This window comes from Serratia sp. 201 (genome assembly GCF_037027545.1).
In the GTDB taxonomy this organism is placed as follows: Bacteria; Pseudomonadota; Gammaproteobacteria; order Enterobacterales; family Enterobacteriaceae; genus Serratia; species Serratia bockelmannii.
On sequence record NZ_JAXCHC010000002.1, the window covers coordinates 1,041,210 to 1,058,789 of the forward strand.

The 17,580-nt window shown below is 56.8% G+C and carries 24 protein-coding genes; 17 read left to right on the plus strand and 7 right to left on the minus strand.

The genetic code is table 11. From position 1 onward, the window contains the following. Positions 1-8 precede the first annotated feature (8 nt). From astA to WA302_RS13160, 5 genes are all read left to right on the plus strand, one after another. The gene (gene astA / locus WA302_RS13140; protein WP_049204091.1) at positions 9-1,043 is read left to right on the plus strand and encodes an arginine N-succinyltransferase; all 1,035 of its coding nucleotides are present in this window, start codon (positions 9-11) and stop codon (positions 1,041-1,043) included. Beyond that, positions 1,043-2,515 carry a succinylglutamate-semialdehyde dehydrogenase gene (gene astD / locus WA302_RS13145; RefSeq protein ID WP_089181682.1) on the plus strand — a complete coding sequence of 491 codons (1,473 nt, stop codon included), beginning with the start codon at positions 1,043-1,045 and terminating at the stop codon, positions 2,513-2,515. Before astA ends, astD begins: the two co-directional genes overlap by 1 nt. 52 nt (positions 2,516-2,567) lie before the next feature. Then, positions 2,568-3,908: an N-succinylarginine dihydrolase gene (gene astB, locus WA302_RS13150; protein ID WP_025303177.1), complete on the plus strand. Its 1,341-nt coding sequence runs from the start codon at positions 2,568-2,570 to the stop codon at positions 3,906-3,908. Positions 3,909-3,918: 10 nt separating this feature from the next. Continuing rightward, positions 3,919-4,902 carry a succinylglutamate desuccinylase gene (gene astE, locus WA302_RS13155; protein WP_043143868.1) on the plus strand — a complete coding sequence of 328 codons (984 nt, stop codon included), beginning with the start codon at positions 3,919-3,921 and terminating at the stop codon, positions 4,900-4,902. A gap of 567 nt (positions 4,903-5,469) precedes the next feature. Continuing rightward, entirely contained in the window at positions 5,470-6,552 is a 1,083-nt protein-coding gene (locus WA302_RS13160; protein ID WP_025303175.1) for a porin, read from the plus strand. A 242-nt stretch (positions 6,553-6,794) separates the two neighbouring features. On the opposite strand, the gene WA302_RS13165 is transcribed toward WA302_RS13160, so the two are convergent. Both WA302_RS13165 and WA302_RS13170 read right to left on the minus strand, forming a co-directional pair. Then, positions 6,795-7,019 carry a biofilm development regulator YmgB/AriR family protein gene (locus WA302_RS13165; protein ID WP_261456431.1) on the minus strand — a complete coding sequence of 75 codons (225 nt, stop codon included), beginning with the start codon at positions 7,017-7,019 and terminating at the stop codon, positions 6,795-6,797. Positions 7,020-7,142: 123 nt separating this feature from the next. Further along, the gene (locus WA302_RS13170; RefSeq protein WP_004934567.1) at positions 7,143-7,334 is read right to left on the minus strand and encodes a YebW family protein; all 192 of its coding nucleotides are present in this window, start codon (positions 7,332-7,334) and stop codon (positions 7,143-7,145) included. Between the two features lie 228 nt (positions 7,335-7,562). Between WA302_RS13170 and lysM the strand changes: the two genes are divergently transcribed. The 5 genes from lysM (at position 7,563) to WA302_RS13195 (ending at position 10,441) form a co-directional block, all read left to right on the plus strand. Then, a complete protein-coding gene (gene lysM / locus WA302_RS13175; RefSeq protein ID WP_025303174.1) occupies positions 7,563-8,009 on the plus strand; it encodes a peptidoglycan-binding protein LysM in 447 nt (148 codons plus the stop codon). Positions 8,010-8,274: 265 nt separating this feature from the next. Continuing rightward, positions 8,275-8,430, plus strand: a complete 156-nt coding sequence (locus WA302_RS13180) for a hypothetical protein (RefSeq protein WP_016927390.1) — start codon at positions 8,275-8,277, stop codon at positions 8,428-8,430. Positions 8,431-8,453: 23 nt separating this feature from the next. Then, on the plus strand, positions 8,454-8,618 hold the full coding sequence (locus WA302_RS13185; protein WP_162837923.1) for a hypothetical protein: 165 nt from the start codon (positions 8,454-8,456) through the stop codon (positions 8,616-8,618). Positions 8,619-8,718: 100 nt separating this feature from the next. Further along, a complete protein-coding gene (locus tag WA302_RS13190; RefSeq protein ID WP_261456430.1) occupies positions 8,719-9,660 on the plus strand; it encodes a pirin family protein in 942 nt (313 codons plus the stop codon). Between the two features lie 427 nt (positions 9,661-10,087). After that, positions 10,088-10,441 carry a DUF1304 domain-containing protein gene (locus WA302_RS13195; RefSeq protein ID WP_089181012.1) on the plus strand — a complete coding sequence of 118 codons (354 nt, stop codon included), beginning with the start codon at positions 10,088-10,090 and terminating at the stop codon, positions 10,439-10,441. Between the two features lie 21 nt (positions 10,442-10,462). Here WA302_RS13195 and WA302_RS13200 read toward each other — a convergent pair whose 3' ends face one another. Together WA302_RS13200 and WA302_RS13205 are read right to left on the minus strand one after the other, a co-directional pair. Beyond that, entirely contained in the window at positions 10,463-10,849 is a 387-nt protein-coding gene (locus WA302_RS13200) for a helix-turn-helix domain-containing protein (protein WP_004927697.1), read from the minus strand. 447 nt (positions 10,850-11,296) lie between these two features. After that, positions 11,297-11,509 (minus strand): YccJ family protein, encoded by a 213-nt coding sequence (locus WA302_RS13205; RefSeq protein ID WP_004927694.1) that lies wholly within the window; start codon positions 11,507-11,509, stop codon positions 11,297-11,299. A 183-nt stretch (positions 11,510-11,692) separates the two neighbouring features. On the opposite strand from WA302_RS13205, the gene WA302_RS13210 reads away from it, so the two are divergent. Then, complete coding sequence (locus WA302_RS13210) at positions 11,693-11,932, plus strand: DUF2766 family protein (protein WP_025303170.1); 240 nt, start codon at positions 11,693-11,695, stop codon at positions 11,930-11,932. A gap of 40 nt (positions 11,933-11,972) precedes the next feature. Here WA302_RS13210 and WA302_RS13215 read toward each other — a convergent pair whose 3' ends face one another. After that, positions 11,973-12,206, minus strand: coding sequence for a YobH family protein (locus WA302_RS13215; RefSeq protein ID WP_004927690.1), 234 nt, complete (start codon positions 12,204-12,206; stop codon positions 11,973-11,975). A gap of 161 nt (positions 12,207-12,367) precedes the next feature. On the opposite strand from WA302_RS13215, the gene WA302_RS13220 reads away from it, so the two are divergent. Further along, positions 12,368-12,526: a PhoP/PhoQ regulator MgrB gene (locus WA302_RS13220; protein WP_004927688.1), complete on the plus strand. Its 159-nt coding sequence runs from the start codon at positions 12,368-12,370 to the stop codon at positions 12,524-12,526. Positions 12,527-12,607: 81 nt separating this feature from the next. Next, positions 12,608-12,886: a YebO family protein gene (locus WA302_RS13225; RefSeq protein ID WP_025303169.1), complete on the plus strand. Its 279-nt coding sequence runs from the start codon at positions 12,608-12,610 to the stop codon at positions 12,884-12,886. Between the two features lie 39 nt (positions 12,887-12,925). On the opposite strand, the gene fos is transcribed toward WA302_RS13225, so the two are convergent. Beyond that, complete coding sequence (gene fos / locus WA302_RS13230) at positions 12,926-13,333, minus strand: fosfomycin resistance glutathione transferase (RefSeq protein ID WP_025303168.1); 408 nt, start codon at positions 13,331-13,333, stop codon at positions 12,926-12,928. Between the two features lie 169 nt (positions 13,334-13,502). Between fos and WA302_RS13235 the strand changes: the two genes are divergently transcribed. The 3 genes from WA302_RS13235 (at position 13,503) to WA302_RS13245 (ending at position 15,653) form a co-directional block, all read left to right on the plus strand. Then, positions 13,503-13,805: a phage protein NinX family protein gene (locus WA302_RS13235; protein WP_004927682.1), complete on the plus strand. Its 303-nt coding sequence runs from the start codon at positions 13,503-13,505 to the stop codon at positions 13,803-13,805. Positions 13,806-13,879: 74 nt separating this feature from the next. Next, complete coding sequence (locus tag WA302_RS13240; RefSeq protein ID WP_025303167.1) at positions 13,880-14,116, plus strand: DUF4060 family protein; 237 nt, start codon at positions 13,880-13,882, stop codon at positions 14,114-14,116. A 175-nt stretch (positions 14,117-14,291) separates the two neighbouring features. Further along, complete coding sequence (locus WA302_RS13245) at positions 14,292-15,653, plus strand: amino acid permease (protein ID WP_261456429.1); 1,362 nt, start codon at positions 14,292-14,294, stop codon at positions 15,651-15,653. A gap of 46 nt (positions 15,654-15,699) precedes the next feature. On the opposite strand, the gene WA302_RS13250 is transcribed toward WA302_RS13245, so the two are convergent. Next, positions 15,700-15,990 (minus strand): hypothetical protein, encoded by a 291-nt coding sequence (locus tag WA302_RS13250; protein ID WP_033640076.1) that lies wholly within the window; start codon positions 15,988-15,990, stop codon positions 15,700-15,702. A gap of 220 nt (positions 15,991-16,210) precedes the next feature. On the opposite strand from WA302_RS13250, the gene WA302_RS13255 reads away from it, so the two are divergent. After that, positions 16,211-17,245 carry an MBL fold metallo-hydrolase gene (locus WA302_RS13255; RefSeq protein WP_089181010.1) on the plus strand — a complete coding sequence of 345 codons (1,035 nt, stop codon included), beginning with the start codon at positions 16,211-16,213 and terminating at the stop codon, positions 17,243-17,245. The last annotated feature ends 335 nt before the right edge of the window (positions 17,246-17,580 follow it).

Below are 17,580 nucleotides of genomic sequence, written 5' to 3' on the forward strand. Positions count from 1 at the left end.
TTCGCATTATGATGATTATTCGCCCTATAGAGCGTCGCGATCTGGCGGATTTGTTGACGCTTGCCGGTAAATCTGGCATCGGTCTCACTTCACTGCCGCAAAATGAAGATACCCTGTCGGCACGCATTGAGCGGGCGTTAAAAACCTGGCAAGGCGAACTTCCGCAAAGTGACCAGTGTTATCTGTTCGTGTTGGAGGATAGCGAGCGCCGGCAGGCGGTGGGGGTCTGCGCGATCGAAGTGGCTGTCGGCCTGGCAGAACCCTGGTACAGCTTCCGCGTCGGCACGCAGGTACATGCCTCCAAACAGCTGAACGTCTATAAATCGGTACCGACCCTGTTCCTCAGCAACGATCATACCGGCCATTCGGAGCTGTGCACGCTGTTCCTCGATCCGGACTATCGCCACGGTGAGAACGGCAAACTGCTGTCGAAGGTGCGTTTCCTGTTTATTGCCGCATTCCGCGAGCGTTTCTCCCGCCGTCTGATCGCCGAGATGCGCGGCTTCTCAGATGAAAACGGCCGTTCGCCGTTCTGGGAGAGCGTCGGCCACCGTTTCTTCTCCATCGAGTTCGCCAAGGCGGACTACCTGAGCGGCACCGGACAAAAGGCGTTTATCGCTGAACTGATGCCGAAACATCCGCTGTATGTCGATTTCCTGGCCGAAGACGCGCAGAAAGTGATCGGCGAAGTGCATCCGCAAACCCTGCCGGCACGCCGGTTGCTGGAGGCGGAAGGCCTGAGCTATCAGGGCTACGTCGATATCTTCGACGGCGGCCCGACGCTGGAAGCCGAGATCGACCATATCCGCGCGGTGAAGCAGAGCCGCCTGGTGAAAGTGGTGCTGGATGACACGCCGATGCGCGCTGATGCGCCGGTGCATCTGGTGGCCAACGACAACTATCAGAACTACCGCGCACTGTTGGTCAATGCCGAACTGTATGACGACCGCCTGCATATCAACGCCGCCACCGCTGCGGCGCTGGGCGTCGAGCAGGGCAGCCCGGTGCGGGTGCTCCCCCTTATTGCACAGGAGAAAGCATGATGTCCCATCCTGCTCTGTTGATTAACGGCGTCTGGCGGCAGGGCCGCGGCGCCGAGTTCGGCAAAGCCGATCCGGTCGGCAACCAGCCGCTGTGGCGCGCTAACGCCGCCGATACTGACGACGTCGCCGCCGCCTGCGAGGCCGCGCGTGCCGCGTTTCCCGCCTGGGCGCGTACGCCGTTTGAACAGCGCGAACAGCTGGTGAAACGCTTCGCCGCCTTGCTGGAAGAGCACAAACAGTCGCTGGCGGAAACCATCAGCCGTGAGACCGGTAAACCGCGTTGGGAAACGTTGACCGAAATTCAGGCGATGATCGGTAAAGTAGGCATTTCGCTGCAGGCCTACCAATCGCGCACCGGTTTTAGCCAGACGGCGATGGCCGACGGCGCTTCGGTGCTGCGTCATCGCCCGCACGGCGTGCTGGCGGTGTTCGGGCCTTACAACTTCCCCGGCCATCTGCCGAACGGCCATATCGTGCCGGCGCTGCTGGCCGGAAACTGCGTGGTGTTCAAACCGAGCGAGCTGACGCCGCTGACCGCCGAGGAAACCCTGAAGCTGTGGCAGCAGGCCGGCCTGCCGGACGGGGTGATCAATCTGGTGCAAGGCGGCCGGGAAACCGGCGAAGCGCTGGCGGCCAGTGCGAATATCGACGGCCTGCTGTTCACCGGCAGCGCCGGCACCGGCTATCACCTGCATCGCCAATTGGCGGGGCAGCCGGAGAAGATCCTGGCGCTGGAGATGGGCGGTAACAACGCGCTGATCGTCGATGGCTTCGAGGATCGCGACGCGGCGGTCAACCTGGCTATCCAATCGGCGTTTATCTCCGCCGGCCAACGCTGCACCTGTTCACGCCGCATTTTGGTGAAGCAGGGGGCGGAAGGCGACGCCTTTATCGCGCGTTTGGTTCAGGTCGCGGGCGAACTGCGCGTTGGCCGTTGGGATGCCGAACCGCAGCCGTTCATGGGGGGCGTCGTGTCGGCAGCCGCGGCGGAGAACATGCTGAAAGCGCAGCAAAACTTGCTGGCGCTGGGCGGCAAATCGCTGCTGACCATGCGCCTGCTGGAGCCGGGCAGTTCGCTGCTCAGCCCGGGCATCATCGAGCTGACCGGCGTGGCCGGCGTACCGGACGAAGAGTACTTCGGGCCGTTGACCACGATTGTGCGTTACCGCGATTTCGACGAGGCGCTGCAGCTGGCCAACCGGACGCGCTACGGCCTGTCGGTGGGGCTGGTATCGCCGCAGCGTGAGCTGTTCGAGCGGTTGCTATTGGAAGCGCGTGCCGGCATCGTCAACTGGAACAAGCCGCTGACCGGAGCGTCCAGCGCGGCGCCGTTCGGTGGCGTGGGAGCCTCCGGCAACCATCGCCCAAGCGCCTTCTATGCGGCGGACTATTGCGCCTGGCCGATGGCGTCGCTGGAAAGCGAAAGCCTGTCGCTGCCGGCGACGCTCTCGCCGGGCTTGTCGTTCCGTTAATCGTCTGCGGCGGCGCGATGGCGCTGCCGCAGGCCATCCCCAGGGGATAGCCATGTCAGGATATGAAGTCAATTTCGACGGTTTGGTGGGGCCGACGCACCACTATGCCGGGCTGTCGTTCGGTAACGAGGCCTCTACGCAGCATCAAAACAGCGTATCGAACCCGAAGCTGGCGGCGAAGCAAGGTCTGCTGAAAATGAAGGCGCTGGCCGATCTCGGTTTCCAGCAAGGGGTATTGCCGCCGCAGGAGCGGCCGCATCTGCCGATGCTGCGTCGCCTGGGCTTCAGCGGCAGCGATGAGACGGTGCTGGCGCAGGTGATGCGTCAATCACCGCGTTTGCTGTCGGCGCTCAGCTCGGCGTCTTGCATGTGGACCGCCAATGCGGCCACCGTGTCGCCCTCGGCGGACAGCGCCGACGGCAAGGTGCACTTCACTGCCGCCAACCTGAACAATAAATTCCACCGCGCCATCGAGGCGGAAACCACCACCGCCGTATTGCGGGCGATGTTCAGCGACGATCGGCATTTTGCCCACCACGAGGCGCTGCCGCAGGTGGCGTTATTCGGCGACGAAGGGGCGGCCAACCATAACCGTCTGGGCGGCGACTACGCCAAGCGCAGCGTGCAGATGTTCGTCTACGGTCGTCAGGAATTCGGTGGCGAAACGGCGCCGACGCGTTATCCGGCGCGCCAAACGCGCGAAGCCAGCGAGGCAATCGCTCGCCTGCACCAACTGGACGAGCAGCATACGGTCTTCGTACAGCAAAACCCGGCGGTGATCGATCAGGGCGTATTCCATAACGACGTGATAGCGGTCAGTAACCAGAACGTGCTGTTCCACCACCAGCAGGCGTTTTACCGCCAGCAACAGGCGTTGGATGACGTGCGCCGCAAGATGGCGACGCTGGACAGCGAGCTGGTGGCAATCGAGGTGCCGACAGAGCGCGTCTCGGTGGCGGACGCGGTAGCGACCTATCTGTTCAACAGCCAAATTCTCACCAAGCCGAACGGCAAGATGATGATCGTGGTGCCAGAAGAGTCGCGCCAACATGCCGGCGTGTGGCGTTATCTGAACGACATGGTCGGCAGCGGCGGCCCGATCGATGAAATTCGCGTGTTTGACCTGCGCGAAAGCATGCGCAACGGCGGCGGCCCGGCCTGCCTGCGGTTGCGGGTGGCGCTCAACGAGCAGGAGCTGCGGGCGGTGAATCCACGCGTGATGATGAACGAGCGGCTGTTCGCGACGCTGAACGAGTGGGTGGATCGCCATTACCGCGATCGCCTGACGCAGGATGACCTGGCCGATCCGCTGCTGCTGCGCGAAGGGCGTGAGGCGCTGGATTCGCTGACGTCGATCCTCGGTCTCGGCGCCATTTATCCGTTCCAACGCTAAGGGAGGCGGCATGATCGATCTACTGCCCCTGACGCTGGAAGGGAACGAACCCGTCGAATGGCAAGGTGAAACGCCGCAGCTGCGCTGGCGTTGGCAGGGGGAAGGCGTGCTGGAGCTTATGCCGCGGCAGCCTTACCGCCAGGCGATGGTCATGTCGGCGGGCGTGCACGGCAACGAAACCGCGCCGATTGAACTGCTCAATCAGCTGGTTGGCGATCTGCTGATCGGCCGGTTGCCGCTGACGGTGCGGCTGTTGGTGGTGCTGGGCAACCCGGCGGCGATGCGGGCCGGCAAGCGTTATCTGCACAGCGACATGAACCGCATGTTCGGCGGCCGCTACCGCAACTTCGCCGCCAGCGGCGAGACCGTGCGTGCGCAGCAGTTGGAGCGTGCGCTCGCCGCCTTTTTCGATGGGGAACTGGCGGCGCGTTTCCATTACGATCTGCACACCGCCATCCGTGAATCGCGGTTGCCACGTTTCGGCATTCTGCCTTTCCAGAAACGCCCGTACAGTGAGCCGATGTTGAAGCTGCTGGATGCCGCCGATTTGGATGCGCTGGTGGTGCACAGCGCACCAGGCGGGACGTTTAGCCACTATTCCAGCGAGCATCTCAATGCGGCGAGCTGTACGCTCGAGCTGGGCAAGGCGCGGCCGTTTGGCAGCAACGATCTACAGCAGTTTGCTGCCATCGATCGCGCTTTGCGGGCGGCGGTCAGCGAGGGGCCGTTGCCGGAGCGCGAGGGCGAGGCGATCCGGGTATTCCGTGTGATGCATTCGTTGATCAAACACAGCGAGGATTTCAAGCTGCACCTGGATGATGACACGGCCAACTTCACCGAGTTGAAACCGGGGATGTTGCTGTGCGAGCAGCCGCAGGAGGACTATCGCGTTGGCCAAGAGGGCGCGTGGATACTGTTCCCTAACCCCACTGTGGCGCTGGGCCTGCGCGCTGGCATGCTGTTGAGCGAAGTTTCCCGTTCTACGCTCTATTGATTTATCCTCGGCGGCGCCGTCAGCGCGCCGCCGTTATTCCGTTCATTATTTTGCTCTGCTATTTCCCGCTATTTTAATTGCCCTAAGGCGAATTTTATTCGTTCCTAATACCTCCTTTTATACGCGTGAATAAAAGGCTGTATCAGGTCGTTATCTGAAAGCCTTAATTGCCTGGTGAGATTGTTAAGATAAAAATGTGAAATAAGTAACGTTTTTAATAACCATGCTAATTTTGTTGTTACTTTTGAATCGCGCAGAAAGCACGCAAAACGAAACCAAAATGCACCAAAAGAGTGCGATGCACCATTTTGGTTATAAGTTATGTGATAAAAAATTCTTATATTCAATAGGTTATATGCTTTCTTCTTGGAAATATTTAGTTACAAATAAACATGCTTTCTCCTCGTTGTTTCATGAACTTTTTGATTTTAAGTTTTGATTCATGATGCTAATGTCACATCACCCCACATTAGGGGGGCTCATAAAATACCAAAAGATAAAATCACAGCCCAAACTATAAATTGGGCGTGACGGGCAGGGTTCTAATTATAATATCTAGGAAAATAAATGATGAAACGCAGTGTATTAGCCTTAGCTGTCGCCCTCGGGGCGATCACCTCCTTCGCCAACGCGGCTGAAATCTACAATAAGGATGGTAATAAACTCGACCTGTACGGCCGCGTTAACGCCAAGCATTATTTCAGCGACAGTAAGTCCAATGACGGCGATATGACCTATGTTCGCCTGGGCTTCAAAGGCGAAACGCAAATCAATGACCAGTTGACCGGTTACGGTCAGTGGGAATACAACGTCCAGGCCAATCACGACGAAGCGCAGGGCACCGCCGGCACCAAAACGCGTCTGGGCTTCGCGGGGCTGAAATTCGGCAACTACGGTTCTTTCGACTACGGCCGTAACTACGGTGTGGTGTATGACGCCGAGGCTTACACCGACATGCTGCCAGAATTCGGCGGCGACTCCTACAGCTATACCGATAACTTTATGACCGCCCGTTCCAACGGTTTGGCTACCTACCGTAACCGTGATTTCTTCGGTTTGGTGGAAGGCTTGAATCTGGCGGTGCAGTATCAGGGTAAAAACGACGGCGACGGTCGCAGCGTGACCAAGCAAAACGGCGACGGTTACGGCCTGTCCCTGGACTACCAGGACATCGGCGGTTCCGGCATCGGCGTAGCGGCGGCGTTCTCTGATTCTAACCGCACCAGCAAGCAAAAAGAGCTGCAGTATGGTAAGGGCGACAGCGCCACTGCATGGACCACCGCAGTGAAATACGACGCCAACCAGGTTTACCTGGCCGCGATGTATGCCGAAACCCGTAACATGACGCCGATCAGCGTCAATGGCACCTCCGGCTTCGCCAATAAAACGCAAAACTTCGAAGTGGTGGCCCAGTATCAGTTCGAAAACGGCCTGCGCCCTTCCTTGGGCTACGTGCAGTCCAAAGGCAAGGATATCGAAGGGATCGGTGATGCCGACCTGGTGAAATATGTGGAAGTGGGGGCGACTTACTACTTCAACAAAAATATGTACACCTACGTTGATTATCAAATCAACCAGCTGAGCGACAATAACAAACTGAAACTGGCCAACGATGATATCGTTGCCGTCAGCTTGACGTATCGCTTCTAAGCGGCAATTTCATTACCTTCATCCTGTGTCGGGAGTGGTAATCAGGCAGGGCGTAAGCCCTGCCTTAGCTTGCTGACAAAGGAGGAAAAAGCGTGGTTTTTCCTCCTTTGTGGTGAGCAGTCGAAAATCAATGAATTGATTTTCCTTATTTTAAAGGTTGTCTTCGGTAAACCTGGTAATGTCATCAGGTTTGTCATTAACCTCAGGCAGGGCGCAAGCCCTGCCTTTGTTTTATCGGGAACTCAGCCTTTGGGTGCCAACCCGACCAGCTCAATGGCGGAACGCAGCGCGACGAAACGTTGCTGATCCTGCTCCCGCTCTATTTCGGTCACCAGCTGTGAAAGAATATTGCCGCCGGATACTTTTTTATGGTTTTTGATTAACTGCAACACTGCGTCGCCTAACGCCAGGCTGACGTCGCGCAGCAGAGTTTCATATTGCTCGTTGGAATGAGCTGATGCTGGCATGACCTTTCTCTGTCTCTCTCTTCTTCGGGAGCCGCAATTTAGCAAAACAGCGTCCTTATGCCTCGGAGGAAGGCGAAGTTTCTGATGAAATCAGAAATTCCTCAGCATCGCGCGGGGAGGGAATTAAAAATCCGAATATTCGCTGGCTGGCAACCAGAAGCCGTCAATGAACTCTTCCATGGGATAACAACCGGCGTGTCGCAAGTTCTGTTCCTTCATCGCGACCAGGCATTGTGGCTCGTCGCGCAATATGTCGACCACCATTTCACTGCAGCCACCATCCAGATAACAGACAAACATCACCAATGCGTACATCGTTGCACGCCTCCTTCGTCGAGTTGCCTTGTCTGCAACAGTGTAGGTAAAAAAGCACGATTTTTCAGCATCATTGCGCAATTAATCACCGTTGAAACGCCGCTGACGACACTTTCGGAATACTCTACCCGTTTCTGGCGCCGTGAGCGGATGGCATATCCTTTTGACGATGCTAAGCTTAACAAGCCTTACTTAAACGCATTAATGCAACCATCAAAAGGAGTGAATATGGGCTTGTTTAACTTCGTCAAAGAAGCGGGAGAAAAACTGTGGGACACAGTCACCGGCAATGCCTCCGCCGAAGATCAAGGCGCCAAACTCAAGGAGCATCTCGATAAGAGCGGCTTGCCGGGCACCGACAAAGTCGATGTGCAGGTGGTCGATGGTAAAGCCGTAGTGACCGGCGATGCCGTCAGCCAGGAGTTAAAAGAGAAGATCCTGGTGGCTATCGGCAACGTGGCGGGTATCAGCGGGGTGGAAGACAAGGTGGCGGTGACGCAACCCGACGCCGAGAGCCGCTTCTATACCGTGAAGAAGGGCGATACGCTGAGCGCGATCTCTAAAGAGATGTACGGCAACGCCAATCTGTACAACAAGATTTTTGAAGCCAACAAGCCGATGCTGTCGAGCCCGGACAAGATTTATCCGGGGCAGGTATTGCGTATCCCGCAATAACGCGTAGGTCTGCCATAGCCCGGTTGCGTACCGGGCTTTTTTTTGTCCTCTGCAATAGGCGTCTCTTATTTCCCTGCGATCTCCATGCCAGTTACATCTCCCCTGTGTCCCTGCTCGCTCGCCGGCAGGGGCGGTGTTGACCCTGATGGGGAAAATTGATAGCGTCATCTCCCGGTTGAGGCCGGAACGACCAAGGCGCCAACGTGCGTGCCTTATTCTGAGGGGATATTTTGCCCCGTCAAACAGCAATGCAGCAGTTGAACGAGTGAAAACCGATTTAGTGAAACAACAGCGTAACGCCTCAACGGATAAAAATTATCGAGAAACCTTGGGTGATGCGCAATTTGCGATCGTCGTGTTGGCGGTGGCGTCCTGCTCACTGATTATCTTTACGCTGGCGGTCACGCTGTGGGTGACCTGACGCGATTAACTAGGGGAGATAAAATGGAGCCTAATCTCCATGATGAAACCAAACTGCTGGCGATCATCGGCCTGTTGGTGTCCGTGCTGCTGGTGGTATCAATTCTCTTTGGCGTGACCTATTTCTCCGATCTCAGGCACGCGCATGACGATATAGACATCAAGAGCTGCTATATCAAAGCGTCCTGAATCGCGCGAACGCGCTGAGCGTCGCCGCTCTGTGGGGGCTACCCTGTGTTAAGATTGGGGGTACCCTTGGCGAATCGGCGCCATTCAGGAGGTCTTTGCGATGAGTCAGTCACGTCCTACGCTCTCTTCATCTTCACGCGAATGCCCTGTCGTTGACGGCGTGCGCCAGATACAACGTATTGCCGTGCGTAATGCCGAAGTGGGAGGTATCCCGATCAATCGTGCGTTGCCAACTCGGGAGCGGCGCACCGTCGGCGCCTGGTGTTTTCTCGATCACGCTGGACCGACGGTATTCAACGGCACCTCGCCCGGCATGGATGTGGGGCCGCATCCGCACATCGGGCTGCAAACGTTCACCTGGATGATAGAGGGTGAAGTGCTGCACCGTGACAGCCTCGGCAGTGAGCAAGTGATTCGCCCAGGGCAGGTTAATCTGATGACCGCAGGGCGTGGCATTGCGCATACGGAACAGTCGGTGGGCGAGCAGCGGCGATTGCATGCCGCACAATTATGGATCGCGCTGCCGGCCGAACATGCCGACATGGCGCCACGTTTCGATCACTATCCGGACTTGCCACAATGGCAGAATAACGGCGTGAATCACCGTTTGTTGGTCGGGGAATTTGGCGCTTATCGTTCACCGGTGTTTACTTTCTCGCCACTAATTGCCATTGATATGGAGTGGCAGGAAGCGGCGAGGATAGAATTGCCGCTGCGCGATGATTATGAAATCGGCTTTTTGCCCCTTATTGGTGCATTTGAACTTAATGGTGAAACTTTTTCACCTGATGAGTTCGCCTATTTGGGCATGAAGAATAACTCTATTGGGTTAAATGCACGGAAGGGCAGCCGGGGATTATTAATCGGCGGAGTGCCACTAAACGAAGAGATCCTTATCTGGTGGAATTTCGTTGGCCATAGCAAGGCTGAAATTACTCAGGCTCAGCGTGATTGGGAGCAAGAGGCGCCGCGTTTCCCGGTGGTTGACGGTTATTCTGGTGAGCGCATGACCGCGCCACGCCTGCCCTGGAGCGATGTTTGATAGCGTTAGGATATAATCGCCGCGATTATTCGGCTTATTTCGCTCTAATAAGGCGTAATTAATGTGATCGCGGCTCCAGCTTTAGGACAATATAAGGTTTCTCGGCGGAAAAGTGATCTGGCGCATATAATGACAACGAGAAGAAGTTTAGGATAATCCTCAGGAAGTCAGGTTGTCTCCCGTTAGTCAGATGTCAGTGAGGTCATTATGAGCCAGGTACTCTATCGTGCAAGACTGTCCCATGTCGTGGTTGCCACGGCGCTGTTTTGGGTCTCTGTCGCGGCATTGTTGGTCGCCGTATTAAACTAACCTCAAAAAATGACTCCTGCATAAACCCGCTTCGGCGGGTTTTTTTATCTCTATCGATGGGGAGGTGAGAGGCGGCGTTTATAATTGACGACATCTTCAATAAACGACAGGGATCATCATGAAACTCTTTGCCGATATTTTGTTGCTGCTCATCGCAGCGCTCCATCTTTATATCCTGGTGTTGGAAATGTTCCTGTGGCGTACGCCACTCGGCAGACGCGCATTCGGCACGACGGCGGAGTTCGCTGCAGCCACGCGGGTGTTGGCCGCCAATCAGGGGTTGTACAACGGCTTTCTGGCGTTGGGGTTGGCATGGGGCTACTGGCGTGAGGATATGGCGCTGCAGCTGTTTTTTCTCGGGTGTGTGCTGGCGGCCGGCGTATTCGGCGGCCTGAGCGCCAGCCGCAAAATTCTCTGGGTGCAGGCGCTGCCGGCCGCGATCGCGATACTCGCGGTCTGGGGGACGCGTTAACCCGCCGGTTTACGGCGGGCTTCAGGCGGATTTTTGATGAATGACGTGCAGCGGCGGATCGATGTGCAGATCGACGCTCAAATCCTGGCGAAAATCATAGGGCGTGATATTAAAACGCTTTCTGAACATGTAGGTGAAGTGGGACTGTGAACCGAAGCCAAAGTCCAGGGCGATATCGAAGATCGATGCTTCACTGCTGCGCAGTTGATAGACCGCGCCGGCCAGACGGCGTTCGCGAATGTATTTGCCGAGCGAAATCCCTGTCGCTTCTTTGAACAGCTTCTGCATGTGCCACAGCGAGTAGCCGGAGTACTCGGCCAACTCTTCGAGATGGATCACTCGTCCGAGGTGAGTTTCGACCCATTTGCTGAGGGCGCAGACCAATGAGAGGTGGTGTTCTTGTATCATCAGTGCGTCAGTGTGAGACCTACATAGCGGTGAAGTATACACAACTTGCCGCCGTGGACAAAAACGCCACCGATGACCGGGGGGGATTATTCGGAAAAACCGTTGAACCGCCGCTTGTCAGCCGAAAGGAAAAACGGCTAATCTGAGACTGTCGCCGCCGCGGTGGGGGACGGAAAGAAGGCCACAGCAAGTAACCGCCAAAACAGAGTCAGCCGTAACAACTCAACGTTGATGGGGTGATCGCATGTTAATGACAGTGATTATTACTCTGGTTGTAATCGTGGGCGTCGGCGCTTTTATGGCGATGCCGGTGATGAGCATGAAAAATGCGGAAAGTGTGGGAGGTGAAGAGCCGTGAGAGCAAGAGACATTGCACGCCGCTGAGCGGGGCGTTCGCTAATCGGGAAAGCCTGGGTCAGAAACCCGGGCTTTTTGTTGCGCGGGCGCTCAAACGTTTTTCCGCTCGACGGTTTCCTCTCCCCAATAAAGCTGGTCGGCGGTGGTTTTGGCAAACGCCTTCTCCAGTGCTTCATCGCTGCCTTCTTCCCAGATTTTCTGCGCCAACACTTCGTCGTTCCCTGCCAGCTCAAAAATGGCTTCGGCAATTTCCACCGAAGTTTCACGCACTGTCGCCCAGGATTTCACATTGTGATTCGCCATAACTTTCTCCTGTTGGTTGTGGCTTATGGGTGGTTTTTGCCACCGTCATGCTGCAAGTATAGGCTAATCCGCCGCGGGCTTTTGCCCGGCGGTGCGCAGAAGGGGAAAAAAACGGGGAGAGCGGGCAATGGCGCGGACGCCGTGCTATTCTGTGCGGCGTTTGAATCAAGAGGGAAAGTTATTATGTCTGACATGCTGAGCAACGAGCAGGAACTGGCTTCCGATCTGGTCGCTTGCCAACTGGTCATCAAACAGATTTTGGACGTTATCGACGTGATTGCGCCGACCGAAGTGCGCGACAAGATGGCGGGTCAGCTAAAAAGCATTGATTTCTCCACGCACCCGGCAGGTGCCGATCCGGTGACACGCCGAGCGATTGACAAGGCGATTGCGCTGATCGAGATGAAATTCACCCGCAGCTGAGGCGGGGCCGCCGCAAAGCGACGGCGTCGGGCGGTGGCGGTTAATCCACCACCGTTTCGATTTTCTTGAACAACGGGCAGTCGGCTACGCCGATGAAACCGTTGTCGCCATTCACGTACTGGGCGATCGCCACGTTGCGCGCCGTCAGGTATTTGCACTGCAATCCCAACCCGCCAACGTTTTTGTTGCTGCCGATCAGCACGCCGTAACCCGAGATCAAAAAACCGCCGTAAATGACCGCTAGCACCAGTACCCACTTAATCAATTTGCTCATTGCGCTTCCTCATTATCCCTGAGGGTTCATCTAGCCATGACTGCCGCGCGACGACAAGGGTAACAGTCTGAAAACCGGGCAATAGCCAGAAATCTAAACGGAAAGTTAAACTTCGTTTAACTTCGCTGTGATAACATGCGCGATAGATTACCCAGATAACAATGAGGCTGCTAAATTTGTTGCGAAAAAAAATCCTCGTGATAATGACGGCCGTCGCTGCCTGCCTGTTTTTCTACCTGCTGGCGCTGGATAGCTATTGCGACGACGGTGGAAATTTTGCGTTGGGCATCTGTTCGGTGACCCGCTTCGTGCCCTGGTAAGCAATTTTCGGTAGGGATGTTCGCACGGCCGCCGCGAGTGCTAAGATGGCGGCCTGAATTTCGCAGTAGATAGGGTTGTCCATGTACGATTTAGGTTTTGGCCAGAACGGCCTGTTGTCGCTGGCGCTCGCCGTTGTGGCATTGTTGGCCGGGCTGTGGGTTTGGTTCCTGGTGAACCGCGCCAGTGTGCGCGCCAACGAGCAGATTCGCCTGCTGCAGGAAATTGCCGAGCAACAACGCCAGCAAACGGCGCTGTTGAAGCGTTTGGCGCACAGCGCAGGCGCTGACGGCGCCGCTGCGGCTGACGACGACGATCTCAGCCCCGCGCTGGATTTCAAAGGTTTTATCCCCGAACGTTGAACATGATGCTCCGGCCGGCGGCAGCGTCGCCGGGGCGTTTCAGTAAAACACCATGCCCTGATACGGTTTTTCCCGGCATGCCGCCAGGCGGCTGGCCAGATCGCCGGCATGGATCTCCAACTGATGCCCATCGGGATCGAGAAAGTAGAGCGATTCGCCTTCGCTGCGATTGCTTTTCCACTCTTCGACGCCGGCCTGGCGCAACCGCTCGCTGACCCGTTCAATGTGTTCCGGCGCGACGCTGAAGGCGTAATGGGTGTAATCACGCTCCCGTGGTTGCATGCGGGCCTCATCCAATGACAGACACAGCCACAACGCCCCCAACGACAGATAGGCGCCGCCTTGCCAGCGGGCGTGAGGGGTAAACCCCAACAGATGACGATAAAAATCGAAGCTGCGATCGAGATCGCTGACGGCGAGCGTCAGGTGGTTGAGGCCGGTCAACATGCGTGCGTTTCCTGGGCGCTAAACAGAGGAAAAGTGTACGCAGAAGGGGAGAAAAGTTAAAGGGAGCAAAACATTAGTTCAGATAATGTGAAAACCGGCGGCACTGTCATAAAACTGTCTTACAGACATCGTAATGTAGCGCGAACCTTACGAAAGATGGATGAAGCCGATGATTAAATGGTACGAAGAAAGCGATGCCGAAGTGAACCGCAGCATCGCGCTGCTGACCGGAGAGAACCCGGACAAGTGGTATCCCTACGGTGGCGTGAAAGGTAAAGATTACTGCAAGAATCCCTCCGATGCCTGGCCGATCATTTGCGCCAACAAAATCAGTCTGAACCCCGACAACCAAAGCGACAGCCCGCAGTGGCAGGCGCGCATGAGCACCCAGGGCGGTGAATGGCAGGCGGACAGCGCCAGCCCGCTGCGCGCGGCGATGATCTGCTTCCTGATGAGCCGGCAGGCTAACTGAGTCGAACAATACCGGTGATTGGTAAGAGTTTCTCCTTTTTCTAATAACAGAGCTGTCGTTGGCGGAGGCTGTTTATGAAGCGCATTATCAAAGGTGATAAAAACTTGTCTCATCTGGTGATTGCCCATGCGGCGATCGATCGTCATGCCGAAAGCTTTGGCCAGCGTCGTCAGGGTTGGCCCTCGACCTACCTGATAAAATATCAAAACGATCGCGTGGCGGTGGAAGTGGTCACGCGTCGCCAATCTTATGTCGCCACGCTGATGATAGGCGCGCGCAACCTGACCAAACTGTGCGGCATGCCAGGCTGAACGCCGCCATTTCACGCTTTCTCACGGTTAAAAAATCGCGCTCCGCTACGCCGTCTCGGGGCGCTTCTCCTTGATGCTCACGGGGTTAAGTGTTAAAAAGCCGCCCGCAGATACATTTATTGATTGGTGAAATCTTGGCCGATAACGGCAAGGGTGTACGCCATATGAGGATAAGATGGGCGGTCAGCATCAGGATACTCCGCTAAAACGCGGCTTAAAAAACAGACATATACAGCTTATTGCCCTCGGGGGCGCCATTGGCACCGGTTTATTTCTCGGCATTGCGCAAACCATCAAGATGGCCGGCCCCGCCGTGCTGTTGGGCTACGCCATCGGCGGTTTTATCGCGTTTTTGATCATGCGCCAGCTGGGCGAAATGGTGGTGGAGGAGCCGGTCGCCGGATCTTTCAGCCACTTTGCCTATAAGTATTGGGGCGACTTCGCCGGCTTTCTTTCCGGCTGGAATTATTGGGCGATGTTCATTCTGGTCGGCATGGCGGAATTGACCGCCGTCGGCATCTACATTCAGTACTGGTGGCCGGAGATCCCCACCTGGGCCTCCGCCGCGCTGTTTTTCGTGCTGATCAACCTGATTAACCTGGTAAATGTGCGCCTGTATGGCGAAACCGAGTTCTGGTTCGCCATCATCAAGGTGGTGGCGATTGTCGGCATGATCGTGTTCGGCGCCTGGCTGTTGGCGAGCGGCAACGGCGGGCCACAGGCCAGCATCACCAACCTGTGGCAGCAGGGTGGCTTTATGCCGCACGGCTTCTCGGGGCTGGTGATGGCGATGGCGGTGATCATGTTCTCGTTCGGCGGCCTGGAAATGGTCGGCATCACCGCGGCGGAGGCCGCCGATCCGCGTCGCAGCATTCCTAAAGCCACCAATCAGGTGGTGTACCGCATTCTGATCTTCTATATCGGCTCGCTGACTGTGCTGCTGTCGCTCTATCCGTGGGGGCAAGTGGTGGAGGGCGGTAGCCCGTTCGTGTTGATCTTCCATGCGCTGAACAGCGATCTGGTGGCAACCGTGCTCAACGTGGTGGTATTGACCGCCGCGCTGTCGGTTTACAACAGCGGTGTCTACGCCAACAGCCGCATGCTGTTCGGGCTGGCCAGCCAGGGCAATGCGCCGAAAGCGCTGACGCGCGTCAACAAGCGCGGCGTGCCGGTGCTGTCCATCGCGCTGTCGGCGCTGATTACCTCGATCGGCGTGTTGATCAACTATCTGATGCCCGGCAAGGCGTTTGAGCTGCTGATGGCGCTGGTGGTGTCCACCCTGGTGATCAACTGGGTGATGATCTGCCTGGCGCACCTGAAATTCCGTGCGGCGAAGAACCGTCAGGGCGTCATTCCGAGCTTTAAGGCGCTGTGGTATCCGTTCGGCAACTATCTGTGCCTGGCGTTCCTCGGCCTGATTTTGGTGATTATGTATTTCAGCGAAGGGATCCGCATTTCGGTGCTGTTGATGCCGGTGTGGGTTGCAGTGCTGTGGGGCGGGTTCATGCTGACGCGCCGCAAAGACGCCAAGCGTTAATCTGTGTGCTGCGGAGGCGTATGGCGCGCCTCCGCTTCTCTTCTCGTTAGCCGCGCGGCATAAAGGCGCGCCCCTCTCCGTGCCCCCGCCCCAGCAGTTTCCGGCACAGCAACAGCAGAGTACTGATCACGTCGATGGCCACCACGCTGAGCATCAGCAGGGTCAACATGAAGAATCCGAGCAGTGAACCGCCCAGCAGCACCAGCGGTGCAGGTACGCGCAGACGGCGCAACTTCATGGCGAAATACATTTTCCAGTATTGCTTCTGCGCCAGCAGCGCGCTGCGAATACGGCGCCCCAGGCTTGAGCCTGATTTGCGGGATGTAGAACGACTCATAACTTCTCCTTTTCTGTATGCCCTACAAGTCAATCACAAAGATCTTAAGAGAGTCTTAACGGGCTCTTGGCGGCCCTGGCTGTCTCACCGGAGTGAGACAACAGCATACGGCAAAAGGTCCCGAGATGCAGCGCACGGCTGACAAAGTGCGAGCTTCATCGGGTTTGTTACACTGAAAGTCATGCCCGTGCAGGGCGCAGTGGTCGGGAGAAAAGGCTGGATGAAAAGAATCAACCGTTATTACGACGCGGCCAAGGCGCATCATACGCCGGAGGGATTTCGCAACCTGGAACCTTCGCGGCGTCAGGAGGGGGACCTTCAACGTTGGCAAGATGAACGCAAGCGCCAGGGATTGCCCAAGCCGCCGCAGCAGGGTTACGCACAATTTACCGAACGCTGGTGGCAGCCTGCCGATCTCAGCGGCAACGACGACAGCGTCTGGTGGTTGGGGCATGCCTCGATGCTGCTGCGGTTGAGCGGGCGCTATATCCTGATCGATCCGGTGTTGTCCGAACGTGCATCGCCACTGAGCTTTTACGGCCCGAAGCGCAGAACGCCGCCGCCGCTGACGGTGGAGCAACTGCCGGCGGTGGATGCGGTACTGATCTCCCATAACCATTATGACCACCTTGACAGGCGCACGGTGCGGCAATTGGCGCGGCGTTTCCCTCAGGCCGAGTTCATCGTGCCGCTCGGCTTGAAGCGCTGGTTCCGCCGTTATCGGCTGAAGGTGCATGAGCTGGACTGGTGGCAAAGTCTGCCGTTGGGCGAGCTGACGGTCTACGCCACGCCGGCGCGGCACTGGAGCATGCGCACGCTGTGGGATCGCAATCGCTCACTGTGGTGTGGATGGGTGATCCACCATCCGGGGCTGCGGTTTTATTTTTCCGGCGACAGCGGTTATTCGGAACGGCTGGCGGAGATTGGTCAACGGCTGGGGCCGTTCGACGTGGCGGCGCTGCCCATCGGCGCCTACGCACCGCGCTGGTTTATGCAGGAGCAGCATATGGATCCGCAGCAGTCGGTGACGCTGTACCGTCAACTCAATCAGCCGCGCGCCATTCCCATCCATTGGGGGGTATTCGAATTGGCGGATGAGTCGCTGGACGAACCGCCGCAGCAGTTGAATCTGGCGCTGAGTGAGGCGGGGCTTGAACAGCATCAATTCCACCCGCTGAAGATTGGCGAGCGCATCGCGTTGCAGGATTCTCAGCAAGTGTGGTCTCTTCGCCCTGCGGTACAGAGGAAAGAATAAGAGCAACGGTTTGAAAGCGCGGCAGTAATTAGCAAAATTGATAAGTGCGGGTGGTGATTCAAATAACCACCCGATCTTCAGGATTTAATTCAACGCCACACTTTTGCTATTCATAAGATTATTCCGGTTATTCGGACTGATGGTTTTCGGATTATTTAGGATGAAGCCACTGGCCAGCGGGAGAGGCGTCTGGACGTTGCATGCTTATGCAACCGTTGTGCAGGACGGTAACATCATCGCCCGCCTGTGTGCTGCTCCTGCTCGCGCGGTGTGGCGGCAGGGCTGAAGGCTGATGATGATGCGTTTTCGACGGTAAAGGGTCGGAGCAGCGATGA

Bases quoted from the DNA above. Each gene is read 5' to 3' on its own strand.
- astA (WP_049204091.1), top strand. From the start codon at position 9: ATGATGATTATTCGCCCTATAGAGCGTCGCGATCTGGCGGATTTGTTG.
- astD (WP_089181682.1), top strand. From the start codon at position 1,043: ATGTCCCATCCTGCTCTGTTGATTAACGGCGTCTGGCGGCAGGGCCGC.
- astB (WP_025303177.1), top strand. From the start codon at position 2,568: ATGTCAGGATATGAAGTCAATTTCGACGGTTTGGTGGGGCCGACGCAC.
- astE (WP_043143868.1), top strand. From the start codon at position 3,919: ATGATCGATCTACTGCCCCTGACGCTGGAAGGGAACGAACCCGTCGAA.
- WA302_RS13160 (WP_025303175.1), top strand. From the start codon at position 5,470: ATGATGAAACGCAGTGTATTAGCCTTAGCTGTCGCCCTCGGGGCGATC.
- WA302_RS13165 (WP_261456431.1), bottom strand. From the start codon at position 7,019: ATGCCAGCATCAGCTCATTCCAACGAGCAATATGAAACTCTGCTGCGC.
- WA302_RS13170 (WP_004934567.1), bottom strand. From the start codon at position 7,334: ATGTACGCATTGGTGATGTTTGTCTGTTATCTGGATGGTGGCTGCAGT.
- lysM (WP_025303174.1), top strand. From the start codon at position 7,563: ATGGGCTTGTTTAACTTCGTCAAAGAAGCGGGAGAAAAACTGTGGGAC.
- WA302_RS13185 (WP_162837923.1), top strand. From the start codon at position 8,454: ATGGAGCCTAATCTCCATGATGAAACCAAACTGCTGGCGATCATCGGC.
- WA302_RS13190 (WP_261456430.1), top strand. From the start codon at position 8,719: ATGAGTCAGTCACGTCCTACGCTCTCTTCATCTTCACGCGAATGCCCT.
- WA302_RS13195 (WP_089181012.1), top strand. From the start codon at position 10,088: ATGAAACTCTTTGCCGATATTTTGTTGCTGCTCATCGCAGCGCTCCAT.
- WA302_RS13200 (WP_004927697.1), bottom strand. From the start codon at position 10,849: ATGATACAAGAACACCACCTCTCATTGGTCTGCGCCCTCAGCAAATGG.
- WA302_RS13205 (WP_004927694.1), bottom strand. From the start codon at position 11,509: ATGGCGAATCACAATGTGAAATCCTGGGCGACAGTGCGTGAAACTTCG.
- WA302_RS13210 (WP_025303170.1), top strand. From the start codon at position 11,693: ATGTCTGACATGCTGAGCAACGAGCAGGAACTGGCTTCCGATCTGGTC.
- WA302_RS13215 (WP_004927690.1), bottom strand. From the start codon at position 12,206: ATGAGCAAATTGATTAAGTGGGTACTGGTGCTAGCGGTCATTTACGGC.
- WA302_RS13220 (WP_004927688.1), top strand. From the start codon at position 12,368: ATGAGGCTGCTAAATTTGTTGCGAAAAAAAATCCTCGTGATAATGACG.
- WA302_RS13225 (WP_025303169.1), top strand. From the start codon at position 12,608: ATGTACGATTTAGGTTTTGGCCAGAACGGCCTGTTGTCGCTGGCGCTC.
- fos (WP_025303168.1), bottom strand. From the start codon at position 13,333: ATGTTGACCGGCCTCAACCACCTGACGCTCGCCGTCAGCGATCTCGAT.
- WA302_RS13235 (WP_004927682.1), top strand. From the start codon at position 13,503: ATGATTAAATGGTACGAAGAAAGCGATGCCGAAGTGAACCGCAGCATC.
- WA302_RS13240 (WP_025303167.1), top strand. From the start codon at position 13,880: ATGAAGCGCATTATCAAAGGTGATAAAAACTTGTCTCATCTGGTGATT.
- WA302_RS13245 (WP_261456429.1), top strand. From the start codon at position 14,292: ATGGGCGGTCAGCATCAGGATACTCCGCTAAAACGCGGCTTAAAAAAC.
- WA302_RS13250 (WP_033640076.1), bottom strand. From the start codon at position 15,990: ATGAGTCGTTCTACATCCCGCAAATCAGGCTCAAGCCTGGGGCGCCGT.
- WA302_RS13255 (WP_089181010.1), top strand. From the start codon at position 16,211: ATGAAAAGAATCAACCGTTATTACGACGCGGCCAAGGCGCATCATACG.